Origin of the sequence: Crocosphaera sp. (assembly GCF_030064895.1) — a bacterium.
Classification (GTDB): Bacteria; Cyanobacteriota; Cyanobacteriia; order Cyanobacteriales; family Microcystaceae; genus Crocosphaera.
The window spans coordinates 22,224-33,131 of the sequence record NZ_JASJEB010000105.1; the positions used below are offsets into that span (position 1 = coordinate 22,224).

The following is a 10,908-nucleotide window of genomic DNA, read 5'->3' on the forward strand; positions in this document are numbered from 1 at the left end:
ATTCTATTCTAGTCTTTTTTGGATAAAGGAATTTTAGGACGGGCAAACGGTTCAAACCAACCCCTCCGCCAAAAGTAGAATACTAAACCACTAGCAATGGCCGCCATTAACCCTAAACAAGTTATATAACCCCAACGAGTCTTTAATTCTGGCATATATTCAAAATTCATACCATAAACGCCGGCAATAAAAGTCAGAGGAATAAAAATAGTAGAAACAACGGTTAAAACTTGCATAACCTCATTCATTTTATTACTCATAGAAGACAAATAAGCATCCATTAAAGAAGAAGCTAATTCCCGATAAGTTTCCACAATATCTAAGATTTGAATAACGTGATCATAACAGTCTCGAAAATAAATTTGTGCCTCGGAACTAATTAAAGAACTTTCTCCTCTAACTAACATATTGGTCACATTTCGTAATGGCCAAATAGCACGACGTAAAGCTAATAATTCCCGACGAATGACATAAATTTCTTTCAATTGATTGGTATTAGGTTTTATGGCTAATTCGTCTTCTATATCTTCGATGCGATCGCCGTAATCTTCTAATACTGGAAAATAACCATCAATAATAGAATCTAACAACAAATACATCAAATAGTCAGCCCCTTGTTGTCTAACTTTCCCTTGATTTGCTCTAATTCTTTCCCTAACAATATCAAAACAATCTTCTATTTCTTCTTCTTGAAAGGTTAGTAAATATCTAGTTCCTAAAACAAAACTAACCTGTTCACTTTCAAATCCTTCTTCGTTAGCGTTGGGGCGAACCATCTGTACAATTAATACTAATTGCTCATTATAATCTTCTACTTTCGGTCTTTGAGGAACATTAACTACGTCTTCTAAAAGTAAGGGATGAAGCTTAAAAATTTGTCCAATTTGTTTAAGAACCTGCTCACTTCCTAACCCTTGAACATCCATCCAAGAAATGGTATTTGTTCCTAAATAGGGTGTTAAAGCGTTGGGGGTTACGTCTACTTTTCGGACAGCATGAGATTGATCGTAATCAATTAAAACAATGCGAGAAGGTTTCGCATCTGGTTCTATATTTAACTTTCCAGGTTCGCTACCGGGTTCATCAAAAAAGTAGTCAAAATAATCGGATTCTTCTTCTTTTTCTAATTCTTCTGGGTTCAATATTTGGTCTTTTTTAATCGGTGATTTAGTCATAATTTATGTTGAGTTATCTTGTGTCTTCTTACAATCTAAATGCAGTCCCATAATAATCAAATCTCTTTCAATATTATCCAATTTTGCTACTTTTGGCAAGTATCCCCATTGTTTAAATTTATATTTTTTAAATAAATTTAAACTGGGTTTATTATGGGCAAAAATAAATCCCAGTAAATTAGTTAATTCTAGTTTGGGACTTTCTTCTATGACATATCCTAAGAGTTTCTTTCCTATTCCTTGACCTCGGCATTGTTCAGCAATATATAAACTGATTTCTGCTGTACTTTGATAAGCAGGACGACCATAAAAATGTTGTAAACTGACCCAACCAAGCACTTGATTTTTAAACCCCGTTGTTAACGACGAGGTATTATCTTCCATTACCCAAATAGGATAATGGTTAGTGTCTCTTTCTTGGAACCATTTCAAGCGACTTTCTACTGTTATTTTCTGTAAATCTCCTGTGGCGATACGACTGGGAATACTATCATTATAAATATCAACAATTTGTTCTAAGTCTTCTAAGTTGGCTCGTCTTATTTTTTTCATATTATCATTCCTATTGTAATTTTATCATTATATGAGATTGATTTTTTTTGACTGTAAAAATACCCACTGATTGTACTAATTCACTCAGTTTTTTATAGCCATAATTACGAGAATCAAAGGAAGGAGATAGTTTAGTTAATTGTGAACCAAAAGGTCCAAGATGAACCCATTCTTCCTCATCTGCTACAGATTCATAGGCACTTTTTAATAACTCTAATAATTGTTTATTGCTGGTTATTTTTTGATTACCAGAAGGTTGTTTATACGCTAAAATATCGGTGTAAATAAATTTGCTACAAGCTACAACAAAAGCTTCTGGTGTTTTAACTTTTTCGCCAAATCCATAAACAAGCAACCCAGACTCCCTAATTCTAGAAGCTAAACGGGTAAAATCACTATCACTAGATACTAAACAAAAGCCATCAAAATTATCTGTATAAAGTAAGTCCATTGCATCAATAATTAAAGCACTATCGGTGGCATTTTTTCCTGTTGTATATCGAAATTGTTGGATGGGTTGAAGTGCTAATTTATTTACTTTACCTTTCCAACTATTTAATTGACTACTTGTCCAGTCTCCATAGATTCTTTTGACATTAGCAGTCCCATACTTAGCAACTTCTTGTAATAAAGATTCAATAATATTTGCACTGACATTTTCAGCGTCAATTAAAACTGCTAAACGTACATTACTGGAGCCATCCTCTAAGGTTTTCATATTTAAGAAATTAGCAATGGTTTTGCTATCATTTTTAAAATAATTGGTTATTATTAAGACTAAGAATAGTTATCTATATAGCTTCAATACCTAGTTTAAACTAATTCATTTTTTATATGATAGCTGTTGTCTTTTTTCTGGAGCATTAAATCTTTTGGTCAACGGCTTTTTTATAGAATTTTTGAATGCTTTTAATAATTTTATCAAAAGCTGATTTAGAAGAGTCTTGAGTGGGATCAAGTAATTGTAATTTAGTTAAAAGTTGTGCTTCTTGCATTTGAATATCTCCATCGCTATAAACTAAAGCACTTAAGGTTTCCAATAATTTTTGATAGTCATTATTGCTAGGATTATCCCCTAAATATTCTTCTAACCATTGATAACATTGATAGGGTTGAACGGGTTTTAATTCTGATAAAAGATCCTTGAGATCCTTATCTTCAGATAAACTATGACGCTGAGCCATTTGTCTTAAATATTCCCTTTCTTCTACTTGAATAATGCCATCGATCCAAGCTGCACCAATGAGAATTTTTAGCAATTGTTTATTTTTATTTTGCTCATTCATTATTAATCACCAAGGTGTTTTTTCCTGTCTTTATAATGAAATATATTTCAGATAAACAGGTATTCCATTAACCTTTCTTCAACTTCACCATGAAAAAACCGTCACTATCTTGTTCATGAGGAAGCATTTGTATCCACTGTGATGATGTCACAAAGGCAGAAAAAAGCCAATCTGGGTTAGGGGGTTCGATATTCCAATGGGAATGAGTGCTTAAAAAGGTTTCGATTATTTCTTGATTTTCTGGGGGGTTGAGGGTACAAGTCGCATAAACTAGGGTTCCTTGGGGTTTGACCCATTGTGCTGCTTGGTTTAATATTTCTAGTTGTAAACGGCTTAATTCTCGGATGTTCTCAGGAGTCTGTCGCCAACGAATGTCTGGATGTCGGTGCAGGGTTCCTAAACCAGAACAGGGAACATCTACCAAGACTCGATCGCCTTTATTAATGAACTGTTGCAAATGACGACTATCCCCGGCAACGGTTTCAATGCAGTTTAATTGTAGTCGTTGGGCGTTTTCTTGTACTTTTTTGAGACGGGAAGGGGTGCGATCGCAAGCGAGAATAGTGCCTGTATCCTGCATTAATTCGGCGATATGGGTTGTTTTTCCACCAGGTGCAGCACAAGCATCGATAATAGTCTCTCCAGGTTGCGGATCAAGCAAATAACTCACCAGTTGCGCGCTAATATCTTGTACTGTCCAATGACCTTGGCTAAACCCTGGTAGGGTGGGGATGGTTCCTATTTTTCCTTTTAGTCTCAATGCACAAGGAAAAGGGGGTAAAGCTGTAACATTAATTCCTGCTTCTTTTAGTTGATTTTCTAGGGTTTCTAAGGAGGTTTTTAATGGATTAATCCTAATATCAATGCTAGGGGTTTGGTTAAACCAATGACACAATTTTTCTGTGGTTTCTTCTCCCCATTGTTGCAGAAAAGTTGCGATGATCCAATCTGGAAAACTGTATTTAATGGCGATTTTTTTTAGGGGATCATTGGGTAAAACTAATGGGTCATGGTTAGTTTGATTACTACGAATATATTGCCGTAAAATGCCGTTAACGACTCCTGAAAGTCGTTTTAATTTATTTTCTTTGGCTAGATCCACACTGGTATTAACAGCAGCAGAAGGGGGAATATGATCGAGGTATCGTAGTTGATAGAGTCCAATGTGTAGAATAAGTCTTAAGTTTGGGGGTTGTTGTTGTGAATTTTTTTTGCCTAGTTGATCGATTAAACTATCTAAGGTACGTTGATGACGAACAATACCATAAACTAATTCAGTGCATAAACTGCGATCGCTAGGATTAAGATTACTTTTATTTAAAGCCCTATTTAAAGCAATATCTGTATAACTATTTTTGCGATCAATTTGTTGTAAAATTTCTAAGGCAAGTTGACGGGCGTTACTGTTTGATAATTGATTTCTCATTGTCATATTTATCATTATATTTTAATAAAATACGTTACTATAAATCAAGTAACATAAAGCTTACCCTTAATCCTAAAATAAGGAGAAGTAATTATTAATTGTTAATTGTTAATTACTGAACATGATCCTGCTTATGAAAAAGCTAAAAATCCTTAGTAACAGAAATTTGCAGTTGCATAGATTAAATATTAAAATTACTTAACTCCCCATACTTCCCAAACTCCCCACACTTCCCACACCTCCCACACCTAAATATTGATACAGCCAATTGAAAATTTCCATAACTGCTATGATCAAGATTCAATAAGTAGTTAAAGTAATTTTGATGAAAACAGCAGTGGGAACCTTATACGGGGTGAGTGTAGGAACAGGTGATCCAGAATTAATTACTGTCAAAGGACAACGGTTATTACAACAAATTCCTGTTATTGCCTTTCCTCAGGGAGTTAACGGGAAACAAGGTTTAGCCCAGAAAATTATTGCCCCTTGGATAACCCCACAGCAAAAAAAGTTACACCTTTATTTTCCCTATCTTCAAGACGAGAAGCAATTAAAAAAAGCTTGGCAAGAAGCGTCCGAAACCGTCTGGCAGTATCTCCATCAAGGAATGGATGTGGCCTTTGCTTGTGAAGGAGATATAAGTTTTTACAGTACCTTTACCTATCTTGCCCAAACCCTCAGCAAAAATTATCCCCAAGTCACCATAAAGACCATTCCTGGGGTTTCTTCTCCCATGGCCACTGCTTCCGTATTAGGACTTCCTTTAACCCTTAGGTCGCAAAATTTAGCTATTATCCCTGCATTATACAATGTGGCTGAATTAGACCAAGTTTTAAGTTGGGCTGATGTTATTGTTTTGTTAAAAGTTAGTTCGGTTTATACTCAAGTTTGGCAGAAATTAGATAGCCTAGATTTATTGGATCACGCTTTTATTGTGGAACGGGCAACCCAAGCGGAAGAAAAAGTCTATCAAAACCTACGTGATCACCCAACTCTCGACCTTTCCTATTTTTCCGTGATGATCATCTACCTGAAGCATGACTGATAAATTCACAGAAGCTTAATAATTTTTTACATCCCGTAAACCTTTGTATAAACAGGCTTGAGAAACCAAAAAGCAAAATGTATTCCTTGTTACAGCAAAAAATGACTTTCTTATGAGTGAGATTTAGATTATAGTAAACAGTAAGCCTTCCTAGTCACTTGGTAATTTACTATGAGTCCCATCACTCTACCTTCTCCTTCTCGTTCAGTCCCTTCTACTAATTACACCATCAGCATGATCAGAGACGAAGTACGTCATTTAGTGGACACTGGTGTTGTCAGTCGTCAGCAACCCCTTTATGTTCTCTGTCAGTTTATTCCTCCCCGTGAATGGGTTTGTGTTGAAATTGAATTAGAAAGATGTGAATATTTATTACGGGATCAAATCGGGGATCTTATGGCTTGTGAAAGTTGGGATAACGACTAAACCCCCATCATACAACGATTTTCCTCATTTTGGCAAGTCTAATTGTTCCATAAGTAACCAAAAAAATATCTCTTGTTACCAGTAAACCCTTTTGAATATATCCATTGAGTCCTAATCCCCAGATTAGGGCTTAAATTTTGTTTAAGCCCTTCAATAAGCAATTCTAAAAGAAAATGGAAATTTCTGCACTTCCTGACACAATTGGGGTGAGAATGTAATCAAGAATACAATAAAGATTTGCAGCTTTCCTCTGTAAGTTGGATGATTCTAAAGGTCAGGGTCTTGATTTTCAATGGTTTGGTGTTTTAGAGATGAATATTTCCACACAATTTCCTGTTACTTTTTCTCGCTATTCTATCGATTTTATACAAGAAGAAGCACGTCATCTCGTAGATCGGGGTTTGATTAGTCGTCAACAGCGCATTTCTAGCTTATGCGATTATATTCCAGCAAGGGAATGGATCTGGGTTGAACAAGAACTAGAAAAATTTGATTATTTATTACGCGATCGCATTTGTGATCTGATTAGTTGTGAAACCTGGTCTAATGACTAAACCATAACCTGAGTTCGGAGTTCGGAGTTCGGAGTTCGGAGGTTTTAAACATTGAACTCAAATATAAATAATTAACCCTAATGGTCTTAAACTTTTATTGTTAAATGTTTAAGACTTTTTCTTTTTTTTCTCTCTTAGATATTCAAGTTCTTGTCTAAGGGTGATAATTTTTTCGGTTAGTTGTTGAATTTCTTGGCCGACATCAGCTTTAGTTTTGGTTGAAGCAGGAGATCCTGAGGTCGTTTTTGAGGATGTCTGTTGACTTAACAATTGATCTAGAAATTCTCGGACTTCTTGTTCCGTTATTTCTCCTTTTTTTGCCCATTCTTCTGTTTTTTTAGCGATTTCTTCTTGCAGTTTCGATAGAGTTTGATTGCGTTTTTGGGTATCTTGGAGGGTTTCTAAAACAGAAGCAGTTAAACCCACCCCAATCCTTAAAGATTGTTGTAGAAGTTGAAAAATAGTGTCTGAATTCATGTTAAAGCAAGATTAATTATAGTATTTACTTTTAAGTATCATGCCATAATCAGGATCAACTATCAACCAAAATATTAGGTAAACCTACCTTTTTCGGGTTGACAAAGTTTCCTTGAAAATCAATAGTTTTTTCTTCATTAGTAGCAGCATCTTTAATAGTCCTTGCTTCTGCTAATTCCCTACGAATTTCTGCTTTTTCTAAGTCATCTTTAACTCCTCCTAATAAGTAAATTAACAAACGACTAGCTAATTTTTTACCTGATACCTGGATTCTTTTTTTCATGGGATCATAAAGAATACCGTACCAGATAGATTGGGATGTATCCATATAACTAAATCCTCCGATTTCATCGAAATAGATTAGTTTCTTTATGATTGTTTCTAAATTAAAGTTTTTACTAAATACTAAAAATCCTAAAGCTTGTGTTAAGGCTATTTGTCCGACGGGACGAAATAATAAGTTTCCTTCTCCTCCTCCTTTTTCGTGGTTAAATCGTCTTAATTCGTATGTTTTAACTCCTTGTTCTAATTGACGATAACTTGGTAAATTAGCTAAACCATCAAATAATTGAGCTAATAATTTTAATCCTTCTTCTATTTCTTGGTCATCGGGACGTAAAGAGATAAAGTTCTTTTTATTCTTATTTTTCCAGTGAGGAAATTTACTTTCTAAATAGCCCTCTGTCATGTCTTGTAATGCTTGTAAGGTGGTTAAAACAGTGGATTTACTAGCAATAGTTGCACTGTCCCAATTAACCCGAGAATTCCAGTCTTTTTCATCCCGATCTTTTAGTAAAGGATGAGTAATAGCAAGTCTTCTCGAAACAATAGCAAAACCATCATCTTCGTTCAATAAAACTAGCTGTCCTTTACTTAAAGAAATGGCCATGCGGTTAACATGAACAAATACGGATCTTACCCTTCTTCTTGCTTCTTCATAGGTTTCTCCTTTGATTACTGCGGGGATAATTTCAATGCCAACTTTTTCTTTGCTTAAACTCTGTAAAACAAGGGGATCTAGATCGTATTCTTCGATTAAGTCATCGAGTGTAATGGGGTTTCCTGTTGCTTTTTTATCCTTATTATAAACATCTAATTTTCCTGTTTTTAACAGTTCCATTAACCCTTGTATTCCCATTAGTCGATGTTGTCCATCTAGGGCAAATATTGAATAGCTTTTGCCTATATTTAACATTCCAATACTATCATTTTTATCTAAGGAGATGAAATCATCAACACTGACATTAGCACGACAATCACTATCCCATTCGATTGCATGGGTATCATTAACCCAGTCTTGACTAATTACCACTAAAATTGGGGGAAATTTATGATTTTTAAGGACAGCTAAATATTGGGCTAAATGTGCCTGTCTTGACCAATCTAAGGGACGTTGTTGTAATTCTTCTATGGTTTCAGAATCACGGATAATATTGTGAGTTTTTTGGTCATATTTACGGCGAAATAATTGCAGTTGTAAGGCAAAAGAAACTCGACTCGCTAACCATTCTAGGGTAACTGAACCCAAATAACTTTGAGTAGTTCCCATCTGAGTTTTTTGGACAAATAGGTTTTCTTGTCTGGATAAATGGCGTTCTAATAGTAAAGCTAGTGCCTGTTTTTCTTCGTTTTCTTGCTGTATGAGTTGCCTGGTAATATCTTGATCCATTTTGCTTATTTTACTATGTTATCTTAGGTAGGATTGCGAGTGATCAGCTTACGGATTTTTAGGTTGATTTTCAAACCAATTAATTAAGTCTTTTTCCTCTTGAAAATCTAGTAATGCTTCCCCTAATTCTTCTATTTTTTCGATAGGTAAATCGTTTATTTTTACTTCTATTTCAGCAGGAATAGTTGTTAAACGACGCTTGAGTTGACGTAGGATTAAAGCAATAGCTTCTTCTTGTCTTCCTTCGGCTTTTCCTTCGGCTTTTCCTTTACGAATTCCTTCAGATTCAATGCGTTGATAAATTACAGATTCTCTCATAATTTCTGACCTCAAAATGGTTTGGATTACCTCTTCTTCTAATAATAAACCAGCAAGAATGGCAGTTGATGCAGCAATGTTACTTTGTTGTCGTTGGTTATCTAAGCTGTTGATCCGTTCTGCAATATCTTGTAGGATAATAGCAGGATCTTCGGTTTGACTTAACACAGCTAAAGGCCATAACCCTGATGAGTTTAACAGTTGTTCTGTGGGTATTTCCCAGAGACGAATTACCTCAAATTGATGTTGGGTGTTAGGAATAGCAAAAACGTTTTGTTGCACTAACTCTGACGTACTGGGTGTTAGATAAATGACTACTTGGCGCATCTGTTTTTCAGGAAAACGCCGATAAACTCTTACCCGATAGTCTAACATCCGAAAAGGAATAGCTTGATCAGGTTTGGTCTGGAATTCCAAGTGTAGCACTACCTCAGATGATGATAGTAGAATTAAGGCATCAGCCCTAATCGGTTCTAAAGATAATTCCGAAGGCGTTAGAATAGTTAGGGGTATCGCTTCACCCAGTAACCAACTGGCAAAGTCTTCTGGAAAACTCTCTACTAGAAATTTACAGATATTATCATACATTGTTCATTTTAAGACACTAATACTATTTTATATAATTTTATTTATGTTTTTAAAAACTTTGTTTAAATTTTAGACTATAATAGACCTGTTTTAAATTGGATTTAGGTGAGATGATGGGGTTTGAGTATATATTACCGGTGATTCGGGGTATTCAAGGAGAACGAGAGTATTATGTTTCTATGTAGGCTGATGCAAATTAGCCAAAAAGCTTAAAGTTTTTCATACAGTTTTCATGTCGTCAAGAGAGCCAGTTATGACGGCTTTTCGTTTGGAGAGCATGGACTGTCCAAAAATTTCATCTATCCATTCAGATAGATCACGACAACGAACAGTAGAAAGAGCTTTTTGAATAACATTGGTGGTCAAATTTATTGTTAATAAAGGAATGGTTAGAAGAGTTTGTCGAAAGTCTTTGAGAGTACATCTTTGAGAAAAGTGTTTATATTTCCCAAAAATTGATTCGAGAACATCTGACGTAGCGACAATTGCTTGGTTATCTTTAATCTTTCCTAGCTCATTCTTTAAATAATTAACTATTTTATGATAGAATATTTGAAGAGGAGGAGAAATAATAAGGTGTGAGATATTTTCATTGAAGTGACTCAGTGATTCTTGGTTTAATCCGAAAATTTTAAGTTGCTTTTCTAAAGTGCGAGTCATGTCAATCATCGTTGACCATAAGGGAATTTCTGATTGATATTTGTCTAGCCAAGCCAGTTTATCTTTTAATCTTTTTTCTAATTTATCCTTTTCCATAAAGCCTAGTAATTTATCTAAAATATTCAAAGGACAATTAAGTAAATAAGTTGCCCAATTGGTTAGTCTTTCTGCATTAAAGTATCGACATTGTGACCGTTGAGAAGGAGGCACTAAAAAGCTTAATTCAGTTTGCTTTAGTTGTTGTTTACAACGGTGGCAGTCAGTTATAAAATTCTGGTAACTTTCAGAAGAAACTAATTCCTTTTTTAGTAAGTTTGCCATGGCGTGAGTAACATCATAAGTAGAAATAACTTCCGGATTATTCTCTTGATAAAGTTTGATTCCTTTTTTAAGATTACTACCATTATCACTCACAATTTGGCGAGGACTTCCCACCTTTTGACTCAGATTTTTTAAGGTGTTTTCAATCCATTCTCCTGTAGCTGATTCCGTGACTTCAATTCCTAATATTTCTCCATCTGTGTGTTTTAATCCTCTTTCTTCTTCCAAAATATTTTCTGTCCACAACTCATAAGAAATACCATAAATTACCAAGACTTGTTCTTTTCCTAACCTGCATTATTCATGAGAGAATTGAGAACAAGCCTGAAAGCCTTATATAATAAGGAATATGGAGATTTGACCCCAATAACAGTCTGTAATTTTTATCTATTACTAACTATTGATTATTTA

At 34.9% G+C, this 10,908-nt stretch carries 12 protein-coding genes; 3 read left to right on the forward strand and 9 right to left on the reverse strand.

The window, feature by feature from the left end; all coding sequences use genetic code 11:
• Positions 1-8: 8 nt before the first annotated feature.
• The 5 genes from corA to QNJ66_RS20330 form a co-directional block, all read right to left on the reverse strand.
• Entirely contained in the window at positions 9-1,175 is a 1,167-nt protein-coding gene (gene corA, locus QNJ66_RS20310; protein ID WP_300510211.1) for a magnesium/cobalt transporter CorA, read from the reverse strand.
• A gap of 3 nt (positions 1,176-1,178) precedes the next feature.
• Positions 1,179-1,727 carry a GNAT family N-acetyltransferase gene (locus tag QNJ66_RS20315; protein WP_300510212.1) on the reverse strand — a complete coding sequence of 183 codons (549 nt, stop codon included), beginning with the start codon at positions 1,725-1,727 and terminating at the stop codon, positions 1,179-1,181.
• A gap of 10 nt (positions 1,728-1,737) precedes the next feature.
• Complete coding sequence (locus QNJ66_RS20320; protein ID WP_300510213.1) at positions 1,738-2,445, reverse strand: NYN domain-containing protein; 708 nt, start codon at positions 2,443-2,445, stop codon at positions 1,738-1,740.
• Positions 2,446-2,590: 145 nt separating this feature from the next.
• Complete coding sequence (locus tag QNJ66_RS20325) at positions 2,591-3,013, reverse strand: TerB family tellurite resistance protein (protein WP_300510214.1); 423 nt, start codon at positions 3,011-3,013, stop codon at positions 2,591-2,593.
• Between the two features lie 67 nt (positions 3,014-3,080).
• On the reverse strand, positions 3,081-4,439 hold the full coding sequence (locus tag QNJ66_RS20330; RefSeq protein WP_300510226.1) for a 16S rRNA (cytosine(967)-C(5))-methyltransferase: 1,359 nt from the start codon (positions 4,437-4,439) through the stop codon (positions 3,081-3,083).
• 325 nt (positions 4,440-4,764) lie between these two features.
• Between QNJ66_RS20330 and QNJ66_RS20335 the strand changes: the two genes are divergently transcribed.
• From QNJ66_RS20335 to QNJ66_RS20345, 3 genes are all read left to right on the forward strand, one after another.
• Positions 4,765-5,484, forward strand: coding sequence for a precorrin-2 C(20)-methyltransferase (locus QNJ66_RS20335; protein ID WP_300510215.1), 720 nt, complete (start codon positions 4,765-4,767; stop codon positions 5,482-5,484).
• Positions 5,485-5,655: 171 nt separating this feature from the next.
• Positions 5,656-5,910: a DUF4327 family protein gene (locus QNJ66_RS20340; protein WP_300510216.1), complete on the forward strand. Its 255-nt coding sequence runs from the start codon at positions 5,656-5,658 to the stop codon at positions 5,908-5,910.
• A 311-nt stretch (positions 5,911-6,221) separates the two neighbouring features.
• Positions 6,222-6,464, forward strand: a complete 243-nt coding sequence (locus QNJ66_RS20345) for a DUF4327 family protein (protein WP_300510217.1) — start codon at positions 6,222-6,224, stop codon at positions 6,462-6,464.
• A 108-nt stretch (positions 6,465-6,572) separates the two neighbouring features.
• Here the strand turns inward: QNJ66_RS20345 and QNJ66_RS20350 are convergent, their stop codons facing one another.
• From QNJ66_RS20350 to QNJ66_RS20365, 4 genes are all read right to left on the reverse strand, one after another.
• A complete protein-coding gene (locus QNJ66_RS20350; protein WP_300510220.1) occupies positions 6,573-6,941 on the reverse strand; it encodes a hypothetical protein in 369 nt (122 codons plus the stop codon).
• A 55-nt stretch (positions 6,942-6,996) separates the two neighbouring features.
• Complete coding sequence (locus QNJ66_RS20355; protein ID WP_300510222.1) at positions 6,997-8,610, reverse strand: DGQHR domain-containing protein; 1,614 nt, start codon at positions 8,608-8,610, stop codon at positions 6,997-6,999.
• 48 nt (positions 8,611-8,658) lie between these two features.
• Positions 8,659-9,516 (reverse strand): Rpn family recombination-promoting nuclease/putative transposase, encoded by an 858-nt coding sequence (locus QNJ66_RS20360; RefSeq protein ID WP_300510224.1) that lies wholly within the window; start codon positions 9,514-9,516, stop codon positions 8,659-8,661.
• A gap of 219 nt (positions 9,517-9,735) precedes the next feature.
• Positions 9,736-10,770, reverse strand: coding sequence for a hypothetical protein (locus QNJ66_RS20365; protein WP_300510225.1), 1,035 nt, complete (start codon positions 10,768-10,770; stop codon positions 9,736-9,738).
• Positions 10,771-10,908: the final 138 nt, after the last annotated feature.